This window comes from Streptomyces sp. NPDC056169, from assembly GCF_042268445.1.
Classification (GTDB): domain Bacteria; phylum Actinomycetota; class Actinomycetes; order Streptomycetales; family Streptomycetaceae; genus Streptomyces.
In genome coordinates, this window is sequence record NZ_JBHJUO010000008.1 from 25,727 (window position 1) to 43,786 (window position 18,060).

General features: G+C 72.4%; 18 protein-coding genes and 1 riboswitch. Of the genes, 4 read left to right on the forward strand and 14 right to left on the reverse strand.

The features are described from left to right. Positions 1–55: 55 nt before the first annotated feature. From eno to ACFC0G_RS14410, 4 genes are all read right to left on the reverse strand, one after another. Entirely contained in the window at positions 56–1,342 is a 1,287-nt protein-coding gene (gene eno / locus ACFC0G_RS14395; RefSeq protein WP_376402472.1) for a phosphopyruvate hydratase, read from the reverse strand. A 370-nt stretch (positions 1,343–1,712) separates the two neighbouring features. Further along, the gene (locus ACFC0G_RS14400; RefSeq protein ID WP_376402475.1) at positions 1,713–2,453 is read right to left on the reverse strand and encodes a transglycosylase family protein; all 741 of its coding nucleotides are present in this window, start codon (positions 2,451–2,453) and stop codon (positions 1,713–1,715) included. Positions 2,454–2,456: 3 nt separating this feature from the next. Beyond that, a riboswitch (cyclic di-AMP (ydaO/yuaA leader) is annotated at positions 2,457–2,630 on the reverse strand. Positions 2,631–2,888: 258 nt separating this feature from the next. Continuing rightward, positions 2,889–3,977 carry a transglycosylase family protein gene (locus tag ACFC0G_RS14405; protein ID WP_376402478.1) on the reverse strand — a complete coding sequence of 363 codons (1,089 nt, stop codon included), beginning with the start codon at positions 3,975–3,977 and terminating at the stop codon, positions 2,889–2,891. Positions 3,978–4,161: 184 nt separating this feature from the next. Continuing rightward, entirely contained in the window at positions 4,162–5,409 is a 1,248-nt protein-coding gene (locus ACFC0G_RS14410; protein WP_376402481.1) for a cytochrome P450, read from the reverse strand. A gap of 81 nt (positions 5,410–5,490) precedes the next feature. Here ACFC0G_RS14410 and ACFC0G_RS14415 point away from each other — a divergent pair, with 81 nt between their 5' ends. After that, entirely contained in the window at positions 5,491–6,708 is a 1,218-nt protein-coding gene (locus tag ACFC0G_RS14415; protein ID WP_376402484.1) for a globin domain-containing protein, read from the forward strand. Between the two features lie 54 nt (positions 6,709–6,762). Here the strand turns inward: ACFC0G_RS14415 and ACFC0G_RS14420 are convergent, their stop codons facing one another. The 3 genes from ACFC0G_RS14420 to ACFC0G_RS14430 all read right to left on the reverse strand — a co-directional run bounded on the left by ACFC0G_RS14420 (position 6,763) and on the right by ACFC0G_RS14430 (position 9,597). Then, positions 6,763–7,728, reverse strand: coding sequence for a nucleoside triphosphate pyrophosphohydrolase (locus ACFC0G_RS14420; RefSeq protein WP_376402487.1), 966 nt, complete (start codon positions 7,726–7,728; stop codon positions 6,763–6,765). A gap of 142 nt (positions 7,729–7,870) precedes the next feature. Further along, positions 7,871–8,521 carry a SurA N-terminal domain-containing protein gene (locus tag ACFC0G_RS14425; protein ID WP_376402490.1) on the reverse strand — a complete coding sequence of 217 codons (651 nt, stop codon included), beginning with the start codon at positions 8,519–8,521 and terminating at the stop codon, positions 7,871–7,873. Positions 8,522–8,601: 80 nt separating this feature from the next. After that, a complete protein-coding gene (locus ACFC0G_RS14430) occupies positions 8,602–9,597 on the reverse strand; it encodes a glycosyltransferase family 2 protein (protein ID WP_376402493.1) in 996 nt (331 codons plus the stop codon). Between the two features lie 126 nt (positions 9,598–9,723). On the opposite strand from ACFC0G_RS14430, the gene ACFC0G_RS14435 reads away from it, so the two are divergent. Continuing rightward, a complete protein-coding gene (locus tag ACFC0G_RS14435) occupies positions 9,724–12,060 on the forward strand; it encodes a YfhO family protein (protein ID WP_376402496.1) in 2,337 nt (778 codons plus the stop codon). A gap of 9 nt (positions 12,061–12,069) precedes the next feature. Beyond that, complete coding sequence (locus ACFC0G_RS14440; protein ID WP_376402499.1) at positions 12,070–12,885, forward strand: tetratricopeptide repeat protein; 816 nt, start codon at positions 12,070–12,072, stop codon at positions 12,883–12,885. A gap of 34 nt (positions 12,886–12,919) precedes the next feature. Here the strand turns inward: ACFC0G_RS14440 and ACFC0G_RS14445 are convergent, their stop codons facing one another. The 6 genes from ACFC0G_RS14445 to ACFC0G_RS14470 form a co-directional block, all read right to left on the reverse strand. Further along, complete coding sequence (locus ACFC0G_RS14445; protein WP_376402501.1) at positions 12,920–13,420, reverse strand: GNAT family N-acetyltransferase; 501 nt, start codon at positions 13,418–13,420, stop codon at positions 12,920–12,922. Further along, positions 13,417–14,145, reverse strand: a complete 729-nt coding sequence (locus ACFC0G_RS14450) for a DUF2625 domain-containing protein (RefSeq protein ID WP_376402504.1) — start codon at positions 14,143–14,145, stop codon at positions 13,417–13,419. Before ACFC0G_RS14450 ends, ACFC0G_RS14445 begins: the two co-directional genes overlap by 4 nt. Positions 14,146–14,237: 92 nt before the next feature. Beyond that, positions 14,238–14,654 (reverse strand): type II toxin-antitoxin system VapC family toxin, encoded by a 417-nt coding sequence (locus tag ACFC0G_RS14455; RefSeq protein ID WP_376402507.1) that lies wholly within the window; start codon positions 14,652–14,654, stop codon positions 14,238–14,240. Next, complete coding sequence (locus ACFC0G_RS14460; RefSeq protein WP_376402510.1) at positions 14,651–14,953, reverse strand: CopG family transcriptional regulator; 303 nt, start codon at positions 14,951–14,953, stop codon at positions 14,651–14,653. Before ACFC0G_RS14460 ends, ACFC0G_RS14455 begins: the two co-directional genes overlap by 4 nt. Before the next feature lie 23 nt (positions 14,954–14,976). Further along, on the reverse strand, positions 14,977–15,807 hold the full coding sequence (locus ACFC0G_RS14465; protein ID WP_376402513.1) for a helix-turn-helix domain-containing protein: 831 nt from the start codon (positions 15,805–15,807) through the stop codon (positions 14,977–14,979). A 419-nt stretch (positions 15,808–16,226) separates the two neighbouring features. After that, positions 16,227–16,622, reverse strand: a complete 396-nt coding sequence (locus tag ACFC0G_RS14470; RefSeq protein WP_376402516.1) for a VOC family protein — start codon at positions 16,620–16,622, stop codon at positions 16,227–16,229. A gap of 150 nt (positions 16,623–16,772) precedes the next feature. On the opposite strand from ACFC0G_RS14470, the gene ACFC0G_RS14475 reads away from it, so the two are divergent. Further along, the gene (locus tag ACFC0G_RS14475) at positions 16,773–17,573 is read left to right on the forward strand and encodes an ArsR/SmtB family transcription factor (protein ID WP_376403290.1); all 801 of its coding nucleotides are present in this window, start codon (positions 16,773–16,775) and stop codon (positions 17,571–17,573) included. Between the two features lie 77 nt (positions 17,574–17,650). Here ACFC0G_RS14475 and ACFC0G_RS14480 read toward each other — a convergent pair whose 3' ends face one another. Next, the gene (locus ACFC0G_RS14480; RefSeq protein WP_376402519.1) at positions 17,651–18,058 is read right to left on the reverse strand and encodes a hypothetical protein; all 408 of its coding nucleotides are present in this window, start codon (positions 18,056–18,058) and stop codon (positions 17,651–17,653) included. Positions 18,059–18,060 lie beyond the last annotated feature (2 nt).

Genomic DNA, 18,060 nt, shown 5'->3' on the forward strand with positions numbered 1-18,060 from the left:
GCACACGGTACGGGACCGAGTACGGGGACGTACGGAAGCTGCCCTACGGAGAGGCTCAGCCCTTGAAGCGCGGGAAGGCGCTGCGGCCGGCGTAGACCGCGGCGTCGTCGAGGATCTCCTCGATGCGCAGGAGCTGGTTGTACTTGGCGACGCGGTCCGAGCGGGCCGGGGCACCGGTCTTGATCTGACCGCAGTTCACGGCGACGGCGAGGTCGGCGATGGTGACGTCCTCGGTCTCGCCGGAGCGGTGGGACATCATGCACTTGAAGCCGTTGCGCTGGGCGAGCTCGACGGCGTCCAGGGTCTCGGTCAGCGAGCCGATCTGGTTGACCTTGACCAGGAGGGCGTTGGCGGTGCCCTCCTCGATGCCGCGGGCGAGGCGCTCCGGGTTGGTGACGAAGAGGTCGTCGCCGACGATCTGGACCTTGGCGCCCAGCTTGTCGGTGAGGACCTTCCAGCCGGCCCAGTCGTCCTCGTACAGCGGGTCCTCGATGGAGACCATCGGGTACGCGGAGACGAGCTCCTCGTAGTACTCGGTCATCTCGGCGGCCGAGCGGGACTTGCCCTCGAACTCGTACGTGCCGTCCTTGTAGAACTCGGACGCGGCGACGTCGAGCGCGAGCGCGACGTCGGAGCCCGGGGTGTAGCCGGCCTCCTTGATGGCCTCGATGATGAGGTCGAGGGCCGCGCGGTTCGACTCGAGGTTCGGGGCGAAGCCGCCCTCGTCGCCGAGGCCGGTGGAGAGGCCCTTGCGCTTCAGCACGCCCTTGAGCGTGTGGTAGATCTCGGCACCCCAGCGGAGGGCCTCGGAGAAGGACTCCGCGCCGATCGGGGCGATCATGAACTCCTGGATGTCCACGTTGGAGTCGGCGTGCGACCCACCGTTGAGGATGTTCATCATCGGAACGGGCAGCAGGTGCGCGTTCGGGCCGCCGAGGTAGCGGAAGAGCGGGAGGTCGGAGGCCTCGGCCGCGGCGTGCGCGACGGCGAGGGAGACACCGAGGATGGCGTTGGCGCCGAGCGAGCCCTTGTTCTCCGTGGCGTCCAGGTCGAACATGGCCTGGTCGATCAGGCGCTGCTCGGTGGCGTCGTAGCCGACGAGCTCCGGGCCGATCTGCTCGATGACGGCGAGGACGGCCTTCTCGACACCCTTGCCCAGGTAGCGGTTCGGGTCACCGTCGCGAAGCTCGATGGCCTCGAACGCACCGGTGGAGGCGCCGGACGGAACAGCAGCACGGCCGGTGCTGCCGTCGTCGAGGCCGACCTCGACCTCGACCGTGGGGTTGCCTCGGGAGTCCAGGATTTCCCGGGCTACGACGACGTCGATGGACGGCACGAGCATCTCCTTTTTGGGATGTGACGCTGGATGTGACGCATGGCCGGTGCAGGGTCGCTCGGCCTTGCGACAAGAGCCTAACCGGCTCAGGGGGTCCGGTCGGCCGTGCGCCCGCCCCCTGGGACGAAAAAGGACCCAAGGGCATGCATCTCGGGACGAAGGACCCCAGATCTACTGGGCGGTAACTACGAAGTCCTCCCGAAAGGGTCCCGGTACACGCGGAACCCCGTATGTACGGAACCCCGTATGTACGGAACCCCGGACGCACGGAACCCCGGTCCGGCGCGCACGGGGGAGAGTGCGCCGGACCGGGGTGGTCACCGCGGGAGGGTCGTCGGGGTCGGGTGAGCCGCCGGACTCACCCGAGCCGCCGGGCTCACTTGAGGTGGAGCTGCTGGCCCACGTAGATGAGGTCGGCGTTCTCGACGACGTCCTTGTTCAGCTCGAAGAGCTTGGCCCAGCCGCCCTTGACGCCGTGCGCCTCGGCGATCTTGCTGAGGGTGTCGCCGGCGACGACCTTGTACTCGCCGTCACCCTTCTTGACCACCTTGCCGGTCGGGGTGGTGACCGTCTTCTTGGTGGCGGCCTTCGGCGCGGCGTGCTGCTGCGTCGACTGCTTCGGGGCCTGGCGCTGCTCGCTGCGGGTGGTCGGCTGCTCGGCCTTCCGCTCCTGGCGCGGCTGCTGCGTCTGCTGCTGGGGCGCGGCCTGCTGCGGCGCGCTCTCGGCGGAGCCGCCGTCGTACGAGGCGCCGGAGAGGCCCACGCCACAGGACGGCCAGGCGCCCTTGCCCTGGCCCGCGAGGACCTTCTCGGCGATGGCGATCTGCTGGGACTTCGACGCCTGGTTGGCGGTCGAGGCGTAGGCGGTGCCGCCGTACGCGGCCCAGGTGGAGGCCGAGAACTGGAGGCCGCCGTAGTAGCCGTTGCCGGTGTTGATGGCCCAGTTGCCGCCGGACTCACAGGCGGCGACGGTGTCCCACTCGGAGACCGTGGCGGCCGAGGCGGTGCCCGCGGTCATCAGCGGGGCGGCGACGGCGACACCGGTGACACCGACGAGGGTGACGACCTGGGTGGCCTTGGAGGGACGACGGTGTTTGCCCTTACCGGAAAACAGCATGGAGATTCTCCTCACCGACGCCTGTGAGGTGAGCTGTCGGGTTCGGGCCGGAAAGTTGCCCGGCCGCGTGTCCTAGCACGCGGCTTCACCCCAAGCCGGTCATCGGCCGTCTGTCTCAACGGCCGGGACCGGCACTTACCTTGGGTCCCCCACTCCTGCCTTCGGCGCTTACGCGACGACTGTTCCCATCGGCCGACGGCAGGATTCGGCGTTTCGGTCGACGGGGCCCGCGGTGGCGAGCGGTTACGACCGTAGACACAGACCCACCGGAAGTTCAAAGAGGCGTATTGCGGAAATATCGCCCCTACTTGCCTTCCGGCGGGGGGTGTTTGCGCAGGTGAGAGGTGACGGGAGCAAAGTTCGCGGACGTGACACGCCAGTTGGGGCGAAGAGACCCATGTCTCACTTACCCAGAACCGGACATACGCCCCCGAACTACCCGACCTTCGTCTCCGCCTTCTTCTCCGAACCGATCGTCAGGTCAAGGCTCTGACCAGGGACGATGAGGTCCGGGTCGACACCCACGGTGCCGCGGTTGGCGTCGTAGAGGGCGTTCCATCCGCCGGGGAGTTCGTTCTCCTGCGCGATCTCGGACAGGTTGTCACCGGGCTGCACGGTGTACGCGCCCGAAGTGCCCTGACTGTCCGTTGTGCCCGAATCCTTCGTCGCGTCAGTCGTGGGCGTGGCGGCGGAGCTTTCCGCCAGCTCGTCCGTCGATGAGGCGTGTCGGCCGGATTCAGACAAGGTGTCCGTCTTGCCGGTTTCCTCCGGGGCCGCCTCGCCCCGGTGCTTGCCGGTGCCGGGCGTGGCCGACGAGGTGTCACCTGTCGGCGTTTCGGGCGATACGGGCGTAAGGGACGCATCGGGCGTGGCCGGGGTGGTCGAGCCGCCCGTCGGCGTGGTCGGGTCCGTCGGCGTACCGGCGGTACCCGGAGCGGTCGGGGTGCCCGTGGTGGCCCCCGTCGCCGGAGCGGTCGGGGTGCCCGTGGTGGCGGGCGCGGTGGGCGTGGCGGAGGCGGTCGACCCGGCGGGGGCCTTCGACGGCGTACCGGCCTCGGCGGACCCGGTGGACCCGGCGGTCTTCTCCGCGGCCTTCTCGTCCGCGGCGGCCTCCGAGGGCGTGATCGGGACGCCCGCGGTCCGGTTCGACTCCGCCACGGGCCCGGTGGGCGCCTTCGGGGCGGCGGCCGGGCCGGGGTTGATCCCGGTGGCCCTGCCGTCGTTCGTGAGGCCGGCGATGGGCGCGCAGGTGGCCCAGTCGGTGCCGCCGGCGGCGAGCGCCTTGTCGGCGATCGCGATCTGCTGGGCGCGGCTGGCCAGGTCGGGGCTGGGCGCGTAGGCGAGGCCGCCGTTCCGCTCCCAGCTGTCCTGGGTGAACTGGAGGCCGCCGTACATGCCGTTGCCGAAGTTGGCGCTCCACTGGCCGCCGGACTCGCACTCGGCGACCCGGTCCCAGGTGGCCGCGTCGGCGGCGGAGGCGGAGCCGGTGGCGAGCAGCGGCAGCGCCAGGGCGGATCCGGTCACTCCCGCGGCGACGACGATGGCGGGGGCCTGACGGGGGCGACGGTGTCGTCCGTTCCCGGAGCGCATAGGGAGGCCTTTCGCGTGACGGCTGAGACTGCCGGGAAACGTAGCGGCATTCGAACACCCATCACAAGTCGATGGCCCCCCGATCACGTAAAGATCACAGTCTTGACGATCCGTCAGTTCACCGCAGCCGTACGGAAGGGGAGAATTCCACCGGAAGCGTGCGCAATCCCCGCATGATGAGCCCTCCGCGCCACCGCAGTTCGGCCGGATCGGCCGCAAGTCGCAGGTCGGGCAGGCGAGTCAGCAGGGTGGCGAGCGCGGCCTGGCCCTCCAGCCGGGCCAGCGGCGCCCCCAGGCAGTAGTGGATGCCGTGCCCGTACCCGAGGTGCTGGCTGTCGCGCCGGGAGAGGTCCAGCGTGTCCGGGTCCGCGAACCGCTCCGGGTCCCGGTTGGCGGCGGCGAGGACCACGAGCACCGGATCGCCCGCCGGGATCTCCTGCCCGCCGACGGTCAGCGCCTGCGTCGCGTACCGCCAGGTCGCCATCTCCACCGGCCCGTCGTACCGCAGCAGCTCCTCGACGCCCGTCTCCAAGAGCCCGGTCTCCCCCGCCGCGATCGAGGCCTGGAGCCGCTCGCGCTCCTCGGGGTGCCGGAGCAGCTGGTAGACCCCGTTGCCGATGAGGTTCACGGTCGTCTCGAAACCGGCGAAGAGAATGATGAACGCCATGGCGGCGGCCTCGTTCTCGGTGAGGTGCTCACCATGGTCGGAGGCCCTGATGAGCCCCGAGATGAGGTCCTCGCCGGGCTCCTCGCGCTTGCGGTGGATCAGCTCCGCGAGATAGCCGCGCATCTTCTTCACCGACCGGGCGACCCCGCCGCGCGGCCCGCCGCCGTGCCGGATCATCATCCCGGCCCAGTCCCGGAAGTCGTCCTGGTCCTCCGGGGGCACGCCGAGCAGGTCGCAGATCGCGTAGATGGGGAGCGGGAACGCGAACTCGTGGATGAGATCGGCGCTCCCCTTCTCCACGAAGTCGTCCATGAGCCGGTCGGTCAGCTCCTGCACGCGCGGCGCGAACTCCGCGACCCGGCGCGGCGTGAAGGCCTTCGAGACGAGCCTCCGCAGCCGGGTGTGGTCGGGCGGGTCGATGTTGAGCAGATGCGTCATCAGCTCGGCCTTGCGCTCGCCCGGGATGCCCGTCTTCCCCTTCGCGTGCGGGGACTCGTCGTGGTGCGCCGGGTTCTTGGAGAGACGCTGGTCGGCGAGGGCCTGGCGGGCGTCCGCGTACCGGGTCACGAGCCAGGCCTCGACCCCGCTGGGCAGCTTCGTCCGGTGCACGGGCGCGTGCTCCCGCAGCCAGGCGTAGGCGGGATACGGATCGCTGGCGAACTCCCAGGTGAAGAGCTCGGGGGCGGGGCTAGTACTCACTGTCCGACCGTACAGGGAGGCCCGGAGGAGCACGTATGTGGAGAACCTGTGATCAAGAGGCGCCGGACGTGCCCTAGATTCATGTCAGTGGATCCCCAGCTGATCAGAAGCACGTTCGCGGTCGTCGAGAGACGGGCCGAGCATGCCGTCACCTTCTTCTACTCGCACCTGTTCTGGAACAACCCCGGTGTGCGCGAGCTCTTCCCCGAGGACATGGTTCCGCAGCGGGACCGGCTCTTCGCCGCGCTGACGCATGTGGTGACCCACCTGGAGGACCCCGCACTCGCCGCCTACCTGGGGCATCTGGGGCGCGACCACCGCAAGTTCCTGGCGTCGCCCGCGCTGTACGCGGCCGTCGGGGAGAGCCTGATCGGCGCCTTCGCGCACGCCGCCGGCTCCGCGTGGACCATCGAGGCGGAGAAGGCCTGGACCGAGGCGTACGGGCTCGTCGTCGAGCTGATGCAGGCGGGCGCCGACGAGGCCGCCGGGGTCGGGGAGCCCGCGTGGTGGGACGCGGACGTCGTCCGCCACGAGCGGTACGGCGACAGCCTGGCCGTCCTGACGCTGCGGCCGCGGCAGCCCTTCCCGTACGTCCCCGGCCAGTACGTCAGCGTCAGCTCGCTGCGCGTCCCCCGCGTCTGGCGCACCTACTCCGTCGCGAACGCGCCCCGCGAGGACGGCACGCTCGACCTCCATGTGAGCCGGATACCCGGCGGCGCGATGAGCACGGCGCTCGTGGGGGAGACCGGCCCCGGCGAGGTGCTGCGGCTGAGCGCGGCGGGCGGCGGCCTCATCGCACGGACGCCCCCGGCCGGACTCCGCTCCTATATATGCGCGGGTACGGGCTGGGCGCCGGTGAAGGCCCTCCTGGAGGAGGCCGCCGAGACGGAGCCGGAGCTGGAGGGCCGGCTGTTCGTCGTGGCCCGTGCGAAGGACCACCTGTACGGACGCCCCGACGCCGAGTCCCTGAAGGAACGTCTCCCCGGACTGAACGTCACCTACATCACCGCCGCCCCGGGCCGCCGCCGCGACCAGGCGACCGAGCGGCTGGTCCACGCGCTCCAGGCCTGCGAGCAGTGGGCCGCGCACGAGGTCTACCTCGCCGGGCCGCCCGGCTTCCTCACGGAGGTCGTCGAGGTCCTGACGGAGCTCGGCACCGACCCGCACCGGATCCACCACGACACGCTGCCGGCCGTCGGCCGCTTCACGGTCCGCCCGAGCACCGCGGCCGAACGCCTCCTCGGCCCGCCGCAGCTCCTCTGGCACAACCCGGAGGCCCGGGCGCCGCGCGAGCCGTAGAAACCGCGAGCGCTGTGACGAGGCGCTGTGACGAAGCGCTGTGACGAGACGCTGTTACGAGGACAGGCCCTCCGCCGCGCGGATCGCGTCGCGGTACGTCCGGGCCGCCGCGCGCAGCGCCGCCTCCGGGTCCACGCCGGCCGCCTCCGCGCGTGCGGCGAGGCCGAGGAGCTCGTACCCGATGCCCTCGCCCTCCGGCAGGGCCACGCCGAGCCCCGCCGTCCGCACCCGGCCCGCGAGCTTCGCGGCGAGCGCGAGCGCCGGCTGGCCGAGCGGCACGCCCTCGGTCACGGACTCCCGCTGCTTCTCGACGGCCTTGGTCCGCAGCCAGTGGGCCTTGACCTCCTCCGGCGTCTCGGCGGTCGCGTCCCCGAAGACGTGCGGGTGCCGGTGGATCAGCTTCTCGACGATCGTGCCGGCGACGTCGTCCACGGAGAACGGCTCCTCCGGGTCCTCCTCGGCGATCCGGGCGTGGAAGACGACCTGGAGCAGGACGTCCCCGAGCTCCTCGCGGAGCTCCTCGCGGTCACCCTCCTCGATCGCCTCGACGAGCTCGTACGCCTCCTCGATGCCGTACTTGGCGAGCGCCTTGTGCGTCTGCTGCGAGGACCAGGGGCACTCGCGCCGGATCCGGTCCATGACCTGCACCAGGTCGAGGAGGCGGGAGCCGGGCAGGTCGTACGAGCCGGGGAGCAGCTCCAGGTCGGGCATGGAGACCCGGCCGGAGCCGGCGAGCCGGGCGAGCCCGTCGGTCAGGGCGCGGTCGCCCTCGCCGGAGGGCAGCAGCACGATCGTCCGGCCTCCGGCGCAGTCCTCGACGAGCTCCTGCGCGGTGGGCAGGACGTGCTCGACGGCGACCCCGGCCTCCGTCAGGTACGGCAGCTGGGGGTGGTGCGCGTCGGGGCAGAGCACCCGGTCCGCTCCGTGCAGCGCCTGCCACGCGGGCCAGGACAGCAGTCCGGGCGCCACGCGGTGGCTGGCGGTCAGCAGGACGATGCGGCCGGGGCTCTCAGATGTCACCCCTCGAACCTACCCGGAGCCGGGCCCGGGCCCGGACGGAGGCCCGGACCTCGGACACGGCCCTCGGCCCCAGGGACCGGACACGGCACTCGGGCCCCGGGACCGGACGGAGGCGTCGGGCCCCGGCGGCCGGAGCGGGGCGTCAGGCTCCGGCCGGGGTCGCGCCCGGGTCCCGGCTGATCTGCCGCAGCCACGGGCTGGTCGCGGCGGCCAGCTGGACCTGCGCGTCGTCCCAGGCGCCGAAGCGCGGGTTCACGTCGATGTCGAGGGACTTCGAGGCGGCGGTGAAGACGTCCGTCAGCTTCTTCTGGCCCTCGGGGGTCTCGGCGATCCCCAGCTTCGCGGCGATCTTGTTCATGAGGACGTTGCGGCGGACGACGTCGTCGATCTGGTCGGGAGCCACGCCCTGCTCCTGGAGCAGCACGGCCGCGAGCCGGTCCTCGCCGCCGCTCTGGCGGACGAACGCGGCGCGCGTCTGCTGGGTCTCGGCGCGGGTGACGCTGACGCCGCTGTCCTCGGCGACCTTGTCCACGACCCGGTCGAAGATCAGGCCGTTGAGCTTGCGGCGGTTCAGGTCGCCACTGGCCCCGAGGAGCTGGGCGGCCTGCGGCGAGGCGGCCTGCGCGGCCCGCACGTCCTTGACCTGCGCCTGGAGCGTGGAGACCTCGATCCGGTCGCCGCCGACGACGGCCGCCGCTCCTGGATGGGCGTCACTCCCGCAGGCGGTGAGCAACGGCGCCGCGAGGAGCGCGGCGGAGACGGAGAGAGCAATGCGGCGATCGCGGCGGTGCACAGGAGCCTCCCGGGCGGGTCGTGCGTCAGTTGAACGACCTTGCGGTGATCGATGGTAGGGAGTCGCCGGGGCCGTAGCCACTACTTCGGAGCGACTGTTTCCCACAACGATTCACCGGACCGCCGGGTGTCGGCCCGCAACTCCCTCTCCTCCTGACCCGTCTCCGTCTCCTGCACCAGGTAGTGGGGGCGCCGCTTCACCTCGTAGTAGATGCGGCCGACGTACTCGCCGATGAGTCCGACCATCACCATCTGGACGCCGGCGAGCGCGGTGACGGCGACGAGGAGCGTGACGTAGCCGGGCGTGTCGACGCCGTTCGCCAGGGCGTCGGCGACGATCCAGGCGGCGTAGACGCAGGCGAGGGAGACGAGGAGCAGGCCGAGGTAGACGGCGGCCCGCAGGGGCTTGTTGTTGAAGGAGAGCAGCCCGTCGAGCCCGTAGTTGAGGAGCTTGCCGAAGGTCCACTTGGAGCGGCCCTCCTCGCGCACGGCGTTCTCGTAGGAGAAGGTCGTGGTGCGGAAGCCGACCCAGGCGAAGAGGCCCTTGGAGAAGCGGTTGTACTCGCCGAGGCCGAGGAGGGCGTCGACCGTGCGGCGGGAGAGCAGCCGGAAGTCGCCGACGCCGTCGACGAGCTCGACGTCCACGAGCCGGTTGATCGCCCGGTAGTAGAGGCGGGCGGTCAGGGTGCGGGTGACGCGGTCGCCCTCGCGGGTGCGGCGGGCGACGACCTGGTCGTACCCCTCGGCGTGCAGGGCGACCATGCGGTGCACGAGCTCGGGCGGGTGCTGGAGGTCGGCGTCCATGATGACGACGGCGTCCCCCGCGGCGTGCCGGAGCCCGGCGAGCATCGCGGCCTCCTTGCCGAAGTTGCGGCTGAAGGAGACGTAGCGGACGCGGCCGGGGTCGGCGGCGGCGAGCTCCTGGAGGAGCGGGAGGGTCCGGTCCCGGCTCCCGTCGTCCACGTAGACCAGCTCGAACTCCCCGTCGAGACGGGAGAACTCGTCGGTCACGCGGGCATGGAAGCGGGTGAGGACGTCGTCCTCGTTGAAGCACGGGACCACGATCGAGAGCAGCACGCGGACCACGACAACGGAGCCCGGTGACCCGGCCGGTCCGCGCGGATGACGGGCAGGCGACCATCGCGTGAACTGGCCCGCCGGGCCGGGCCCTTCCCGGGTGGGCGCTGGCATATTCGACCCGTCATGCCGAACACCACCCGCTCCCTTTCGCTCGCGGCCCTCCTCACGACGGCCGCCGTCTGCGCCGGGGACGCCGTCGCCCGCGTCTTCCCCTTCGGGCCGCGCCACCGGGCCGTCAACGACCTCGCGAACCAGTTCGTGCCGTTCCACGCGCACCTCTGGGACCTGCTGCGGGGCCGCGCGGACGGCGGGCTGCTGCTGGACTGGCGGGCGGGCTGGGGCACGAGCTTCCTCCCGGACTACGGCACCTACCTGTCGAGCCCCTTCGCCCCGCTGGTCGCCCTCTTCCCCCGTACGGACATCGAGTACGCGGTGTACGCGGTCACCGTCCTGAAGACGGCGGTCGCGGCGGCCGCGATGACGTTCCTGCTGCGCCGCCTGGGCGGTGGCACCTGGTGGTGGGCGTCCGTCCTCGGCGCGGCGTACGCGCTGTGCGGCTGGTCGCTCGCGGAGGGCACGTACAACCCGATGTGGCTGGACGGCCTGATCGCGTTCCCGCTGCTCTGTCTGGTCGGCGAGTGGGTACGGGAGGGCCGCAGGCCGCTCCTGGGGCCGCTGGTGGTGGCGGTCTGCTGGCTGGCGAACTTCTACACGGCGTACATGGCGACGCTCGGCGCGGCCCTCGTGCTCCTGGTCCGGCTGGCGACGACGGACGCCTCCCTGGGTCGGACGCCGCTCCGCACGTCGCTCCGGACGCTGCTCCGGGCGGCGGCGACGACGGCGCTCGGGATCGGCCTCGCGGCCCCCGTCCTCGTCCCCGTCTTCCTCGGCTCGCGTCACGCGTACCCCGGCGTGGTCAGGGAGTTCGACCCGGCGGCCGGCACGGACGTGCTCGCGCGGCTGCTCCCGGCGACGTACAGCTTCGCGACCCCGGCGGCCTTCGTCTGCACGGCGGTGCCGCTGCTCGCGGGGACGCTGCTCTTCCGCCGGGACGTCCCGGGCCGTGAGCGGTGGCTGTGGCCGGCCCTGTGCGCCGCGGTCGCGCTGTCGATGCAGTGGGGCCCCACCCATCTCGTCTGGCATGTCTTCGCCACCCCGAACGGCAGCCCGTACCGGCAGACCTTCGTCCTCTCCGGCGTCCTCGTCCTCGCCGCCTGGACGGCCCTCTCCCACGGCCTTCCGGACCGCCGGGCGCTGCTCGGCGGCGCGGGCGTGGTCGTGGCCCTCGCGGCGGGCGCGCTGCCGAGCCCGGTCGTCACCCGCTGGGCGCTGCTGCTCGCGGGCGCGGGCCTCGCGGCGGTGGCGGGGGCGCTGCTCCTCCCCCGCCGGGGCCGGTACGGGGTGCTCGCCGCGCTCCTGGTCACGGGCACGCTCGTCGGGCAGGCGGCGGCGACGACGGCCTACGCGGACCGGGAGCGGCTGACCCGGCTCGACGACTACCCGCCGCTGGGTCCGGAGCAGCAGCGCCGGGCGGCGGCCCTGGCGGCGGCCGACGGCTGGCCCGCGTACCGCACGGACACGGGCCTCCCCCGGTTCGCCGGGAACGACCCGCTGCTCCTGGGCGGTCAGGGCGCGGCGTACTACAGCAGCCACACCCCGGCGGTCCTCACGGAGACGCTGACGGCGCTCGGCGGCGGCTGGACCTCGCGGGGCCGGAACCTGCTGAGCCTGGACAATCCGGTGACGGACGCGGTGTTCGGGGTGGGGGCGCGCTGGCGTGACGGCGACGTCGTCCGCACGGAGACGTACCTCCCGCTGGTGACGGTGCGCCCGCCGGGCCCGCCCCCGGCCTACGGCCCGTCCCCCTTCCGCAACCAGGAACTCCTGCTGGGAGCCCGGGTGTACGAGGCTCCGCGCGCGGGCGCCTGCCGGGTCGGCACCGAGGTCTTCCTCTGGGCCCCGGACGCGAGCGGCCGGGCCCGCCTGGGCACGCGCACGGCCGACCTGCTGGGCGGCCGGCCGAAGCGCAGCGCGGCCATGACCTCGCTGGGAGTCCAGCGGACGGCGGGCACGCGGGTGGAGGTGCCGGGCGGAGGGCGGGGAGCCGAGGTCGGCTGCCTGGACCACGAGCGGCTACGGGCGGCGGTGCGGTCCCTCCGCACCGCTTCCGCCACGGCGATCACCCCCACCCCGAACCGCATCACCGCGACGGTCCCCGCGTCCTCGGGCACGGTCGTCATGGCGACCCCCCGCATCGCGGGCTGGCACTGCGCGACCACCGGGACGGAACGGACGACCTCGTACGGCGGTCTCCTCGCCGTCCCGGCCGCGTCGGGGACGGTCGACTGCGTGTTCCGCCCGCCGGGACTGCGGGCGGGCCTGGCGGGAGGGGCGGCGGCGCTGACGGGTCTCCTGCTCTGGCGTCTGGCCGCCCTCAGACGTTCCCGGGGTCGGCCGTAAGGTCGTCGCATGCATCTGGACGAGGGACGGAAGGCCGTCGAGGCCGGGGACTGGGTGGCCGCGGGACACGCGTTCGTGCGGGCCGCGATGGAGGGCAGTGCCGAAGGGGCCGAGCTGGCGACGCAGGTGACCGTCGGGCTCGTGCCCCTGGCCGACGCGGGGTCAGCGGAGGCCGCCGCGCTGCTGGCCGGGATCTACCTGGAGTACTTCGACGAGTCGGCGCTCTCCGACGCCGTGCGGTACGCCCGGGCGGCGGCCGAGGCCGGGCATCCGGCGGGGCAGCGCACATACGGGTACATGCTGCTCGGAGGGATCGGTGTCGAGGAGGACGACGGCCTCGCCACCGAGCTGTTCCGGGCGGCCGCGCAGGCCGGGGACGCGTACGCCTGCCTCAATCTCGCCCAGCTCGTCGACGACCCGGACGAGTCCATGCGCCTTCTGGAGACGGCCACCCGGGAGGGCGTCGACATCGCCGGCGCGCTCCTCGCCGACCGGCTGTCGGAGCTGGACCGGGACGAGGAGGCGCTGACCTGGTACCTCTGGGCGGCCGAGCGCGGTCACACCGGCGCGATGCAGGCCGCCGCCTGCTGGTACCGCGACGGCTTCGGCACCGAGCCGGACCCGGTGCAGGCGGTCCGCTGGTTCTTCGCGATGCTCGCGCACGGCGACGGGGACGGCGTCCACGAGGCGATCGAGATGGCCAAGTCCGGGGCCGTGGACGCCGAGCAGGTCCGCGAGGCGGGCCGCCTGGCCGGCGACGCCGAGGCGGCGGACTCCCTGATCGCCACGGTGTGGGGCGGCAGCGGCGGCGCGTACGACGGCTGACGCCGCCGGGCGGGGCGGCGGCCCGCTACGGCCGTCAGGGGAGGTCCAGGCGCCAGCGGACCTCCCCGTCCTCCCACTCCTCCGTCGGGGCGAGGCCGGCCGCGCGGGCGACCGCGCCCGAGGCCGCGTGCTCGGGGTGGACGTGCGCGAGCACCGTCCGTACGCCCCCGGCCGCGAGCAGCTCCACGAGCCCCCGGGCCGCCTCGCGGGCGATCCCCCGGCCCTGCCAGTCCGTGCCGACGACCCACGCGATCTCCGCGACCCGCCCGCCGTCGGTGACCGTCGCCTGTACGGTCCCGGTGAGCCGGTCCTCGTCGCGCAGCCGCACGACCCAGTTGCACCAGACGACCGAGGGGTCCGGCGACCCGGCGGCCAGCCGCTCGTACCGGGCACGCAGTTCGGGCGCGGGCAGCGGCTCGCCGCCGATGAACACGTGCAGGGCGGGATCGCCCAGGACCCCGGCCATCTCCTCCGCGTGCGCGACGGCCAGCGGCACCAGATCGAGCCGCTCGGTCCGTGTGACCGTCTCCCTCACAGCGCCCCCAGGAATCCGGGGTCGGCCTCGTCGAACTGCACGCTCATGTCCTTCTCGAAATCCAGCAGCTCCGCCATCTCCACGATCCGCCGGCTCGTCGCCGCCAGGTCCTGGTGCGCCTCGGCGGACCACAGCGGCGGGTAGAGCGTGAGCCCCCGGTCGCCGTCCAGTTCACGGACCTCGTCGCGCCAGCCGGGCCAGCGGAGTCCCTCGTAGAACTCCTCCGTGCCGCCGGCGAGCATCCATGACAGCCAGGCCCCGTACCCGGCGCCCAGCGCGTCCCACCGGAGCGAGTCCGGCGCGAAGTAGACCATCTCCCCGGGCTGCCCCGGAAGCCCGACCTGATCGGCCGGTCCGCCCTGGATGACGAACACCCCGCCCAGCACGTCGTGCGCCACGACGAGCCCGGCCCGGGGCCGCCAGTCGGGGATCGTCACGGGCGGGTAGCCGTTGACCCGCGCGAGCGAGGGCAGCCGCCGGTCGTTGTCGGCGGCCGGGCTCCCGTACACCCGCAGCCAGCCGTCGTCGACGAACGCCCCGCCGCTGTGCAGCACGAACGCCCCCAGGAACGACCGCACGGTCACCTGCGTCTGCACCAGCGCGGCGGCGGCGCGCTCCGCGTCGGCGTCCAGCACCTCGACGGGCACGGCCGCGTCCCGCAGCTCCCCACCGAGAACCGGCCACGCCGGGTCCTCCACCTCGATCAACTCACTCAGTTCACGCACCGGAGCATGCTCGCACGTGCGGGCGCTACGGGTGCTCCTGGGCGAGAGGGCGCCGGAGCAGGGACCGTGCTTCCAGAACCACGCGCCGCAGGTCAGGGCAGGAGCGTGAAGGCCTCGGCGTGCGCGGGGCGGACGGCACCGAAGTGGCGGCGGTCCACGGTGGCGACCTCCCGCACGCCGAGGCGCTCCGCGCAGGCGATGACGGACGCGTCCACGAGGCCGAGCGGAAAGCTCGCGTACCGGGCTGTCAGCTCGGCGATCCTGAGCCAGTCCCCCGGGTGTACCGGTTCCACCGTGAAGAGGCCTTCGGCGAAGTCCTGGGCGAGGAGGAGTTCGGAGCGGGCCCCGAGCCGCCGTCCGAGGAGGTGGGCCACTTCGGCGATGACGAGCGTGGGAACGACGAGCGGGCCCGGGTGCGTCTCCAGGAGGCGGACGCAGCGGTGGTGCCACGCGTCGTCCCCGTCGTGCAGGGCGTAGAGCGGACCGGCGTCGACGATCAGTGCACTCATGTGGTGCGTCGCCGCGCGTCGCGCGCGGCCTCGCCCTCTTCCTCGGCGATGAGGTCCCGCCCGTCGGCCAGTCCGGCCAACAGTTCCTCCATGCGCTCCGCGATGTCACTGCGTCCACTGGCCCCCGACGCGGTGGAGTGGAACCGGCGTCGCACAGCCGTGTCTCCCCGCTCGTCACCGGGCAGGTGCGCGGCGATGGCCTCGCGCGTCCACTCCGAGACGGTCATGCCTCGCCGTGCGGCCTCGTGACGCATTCGGGCGTCCAGCGATTCGTCGATCTTGATCGTCGTCCGCTTCATGTATGCCAGCATACCCGCGCCGGTCACGCCGCACGCCCCCTCGACAGGGCGGCGCAGTCCGGGCACTGGCCTGGCTGCGGGGCGCGGAAGGCCGTCTCGTCGCAGGTCACGCAGAACTGGATGGGGTGCGGGGCGGGCGCGCGGGGCCGGTCCGGTACGGGTGGCGGGAGGAGCGTGGTCAGGCGGTGGGCGAGCAGGCCCGCCGGGCGCTGGAGGGTCGCGGGGAGGGTGGCCGTCAGCGTGCGGGTCACGGCCTCCGGGGTCGCGCCCCGGGCGAACCAGGCGTCCACGGCCGGGGCCAGTTTCGCGATGTCCCGTACGGAGAGCAGCAGGCGGGGGTCGGTGCGGCGCAGGCCCGCGAGGAGGTCGGCGGCCGGGCCCTTGGGGAGCCGCACGGTCCCGTGAGGTGCGGGTGCGGGTGCCGGGGCCGGGGCCGGTGCGGGCTCGGGCTCGGGTTCGGGTTCGGGGGCGCCCTCTGGGTCCGGGTCAAGGTCCGGGTCCGGGTCCGGGTCCCGCAGTGCGCCCGGGTTGTTGTACGAGTACGTCTCCGTCACGATCCGGCCGCCGGGGAGCCGTACGCGGATCCGCTTCACGTAGCCGGCGGCCTCCAGCTCGCGGAGGGCGGCGGCGATGCTGATCTCGCCCTCCTTGGCCACACTCGCCAGCGTCTTGATGCCGATCTTCCGACCGGCGGGCAGCGACTGGATGTACGCACCCAGGCCCCTGGCCCTGAACGAGAGGCCGTGGTTCTGCGCGAGGTGGTTGCCGACGACGACGTAGTCCGTCGTATGGGGGACGTTGACGTGGATGACGCCCCCGCGAGAAACGGGCGCGCTAAAGTGCCGGGTATCCATGGGGAAGCGTCTTCTTCCTCGTGGTCAGGCCCTCGATCGGGATTGCGAGTCCCGGGCGGGGGCCGAACTGTTTTCAGTTGGGGTCGCCGCGAGCATATGCCAGGCAACCGGCCTCAGATCCAGCCCAGTTGGCAGAGTTCGCTCGTGTGGGTGACGCCCCTCCTCAAGGTAACCACCGGGGGGATGGGAAGGGTGGGGTGGGTAATTGCCGGGGTACTTAAGGGATGTCGTGAGCGACCGCGTCGCGCCCCCTCACGCCCCGGTGGAGCGCCCACCCCGAAGCCGCACACGCTGAGCGGCGCGAGCCATGCGCCCCGCAGTATGACCAGCTGGAGCTACGAGAACGCGGGCCGGGTCGCGGAATTCCGCGGCCCGGCCCTTCCGCGTACCCGCGCCCGCACCCGCACCCGCTACCGCCGCTACCGCGCGTACGGCCTCGTCATGATCTCCATGTTGTGGCCGTCCGGGTCGTCGAAGTACGCGCCCCGGCCGCCGAAGAGGTCGTTCACCTTGCCCGGTGCCGTGTGGCCGGGGTCGGCGTAGTACGTCACGCCGGCCGCCTCCAGGCGGTCGATCATCGCGTCGAAGCGCTCCTCGGGGACGAGGAACGCGAAGTGCTGCGACTGGATCGGGGCGTCCTTCGACTCGCAGTAGTCGAGGGTCACGCCGTTGGTGAGGTCGACGGGGAGGAACGGGCCGAAGGGGGCGCCGACCTCCAGGCCGAGGATGTCCGCGAGGAAGTGGGCGGAGAGGGCGCGGTCGTAGGAACGGACGATGGTGTGGTTGAGCTGGATCGCATCAGAGGGATGTCCCATCCGGCCGACGGTAGGCCTCGCCCGCGGGCGAGCCAAGGGGGCTGCGCGGGGAAGCGCGCGGGGACACGCGGTTTCCGGCCGTTCTGCCGCGCTTGACGATATGCAGGTAACTACCTGCATAATCGAATCATGGCCCTCGAAGCGAGAGCGGTGGACGCGGTCTTCAAAGCGCTGGCCGACCCCACCCGACGACTCCTCCTCGACCGTCTGCGCGAGCACAACGGCCAGACGCTCCGCGACCTGTGCGAGCACCTGGACATGGCGCGCCAGTCGGCGACCCAGCATCTCGACGTCCTCGGCCAGGCCGGACTCGTCACCGTCGTACGACGCGGACGCGAACGGCTCCACTACCTCAACCCCGCACCGATCCACGAGATCGAGGAGCGCTGGATCGCCGGGTTCGACAGGCCCCGCCTGCTCACCCTCAGCAGCATCAAGCACCAGGCAGAGGAGTACGCCATGACGACCGATACCGTCACGCCCACGCCCGTGCCCACCTACGTCTACGTCACCTACATCCGCGCCAGCGCCGACCAGGTGTGGCAGGCGCTGACCGACGCCGACCTGACCGCGCGCTACTGGGCGCACGCCAACGTCTCGGACTGGAAGCCGGGCTCGGACTGGGAGCACCGGCGCGTCGACGGGTCGGGCGCCGTCGACGTCGTCGGCCGTGTGATCGAGGCCGAGCCGCCGAACCGCCTGGTCATCACCTTCGACGACTCGGTCGACACCGAGAAGCCGCAAGGGCCCTCGGTGGTGACCTTCCTCGCCGAACCGCACGAGGACATCGTCCGGCTCACCGTGACCCACGAGAACCTCCCCAACACGGAGATGCTCAACGGGATCTCGCGCGGCTGGCCGGCCGTGCTCTCCAACCTCAAGTCGCTGCTCGAAACCGGCGAGGTCCTGCCGCAGGCGCCGTGGGAGATGTCCCCGGCCTCCCACGCCTGACGGCCGGAGCGCAGGACGCGAGAAGGGCCGGAACCCCGTGGGGTTCCGGCCCTTCTCCGAACGTCGCGTCCGCGGGACTACTTCGCGGTGACCGGCGTCATGCAGAGCACGAACTTGTCCGACTCCAGCTGCTGCGCGAGCGCCGCGAAGCCCTCGCCGCACGCGTTCACGTCGAAGGTGTCGTCGATGACCTTGGCGACCTTGAACATGTCGGCCTTGCCGGAGCCGCAGTCGACGGTGTCGACCTTCGGGTCGTTGTCGGGGCCGGTCACGGTGACGCACTCGCCCGCCTCGGCGTGCACCGGCGCCTCACCCGTGAGGTACGGGACGCCGAGCTTCCACGCGAGGACGGCCACGATCGCGACGAGGACGCCGCCGACCTTCTTGAGGATCTTCTTGCCCTTCGAGGGGGCCGCGGGGGCCTCGGGGGCGCCGAAGGCGGCGGGCTGCTGCTCGGGAGTGAAGGGCGCGGGCGGCGTCGTCATTG

Bases quoted from the DNA above. Each gene is read 5' to 3' on its own strand.
- eno (WP_376402472.1), bottom strand. From the start codon at position 1,342: ATGCTCGTGCCGTCCATCGACGTCGTCGTAGCCCGGGAAATCCTGGAC.
- ACFC0G_RS14400 (WP_376402475.1), bottom strand. From the start codon at position 2,453: ATGCTGTTTTCCGGTAAGGGCAAACACCGTCGTCCCTCCAAGGCCACC.
- ACFC0G_RS14415 (WP_376402484.1), top strand. From the start codon at position 5,491: ATGTCAGTGGATCCCCAGCTGATCAGAAGCACGTTCGCGGTCGTCGAG.
- ACFC0G_RS14435 (WP_376402496.1), top strand. From the start codon at position 9,724: ATGCCGAACACCACCCGCTCCCTTTCGCTCGCGGCCCTCCTCACGACG.
- ACFC0G_RS14440 (WP_376402499.1), top strand. From the start codon at position 12,070: ATGCATCTGGACGAGGGACGGAAGGCCGTCGAGGCCGGGGACTGGGTG.
- ACFC0G_RS14455 (WP_376402507.1), bottom strand. From the start codon at position 14,654: ATGAGTGCACTGATCGTCGACGCCGGTCCGCTCTACGCCCTGCACGAC.
- ACFC0G_RS14460 (WP_376402510.1), bottom strand. From the start codon at position 14,953: ATGAAGCGGACGACGATCAAGATCGACGAATCGCTGGACGCCCGAATG.
- ACFC0G_RS14465 (WP_376402513.1), bottom strand. From the start codon at position 15,807: ATGGATACCCGGCACTTTAGCGCGCCCGTTTCTCGCGGGGGCGTCATC.
- ACFC0G_RS14470 (WP_376402516.1), bottom strand. From the start codon at position 16,622: ATGGGACATCCCTCTGATGCGATCCAGCTCAACCACACCATCGTCCGT.
- ACFC0G_RS14480 (WP_376402519.1), bottom strand. From the start codon at position 18,058: ATGACGACGCCGCCCGCGCCCTTCACTCCCGAGCAGCAGCCCGCCGCC.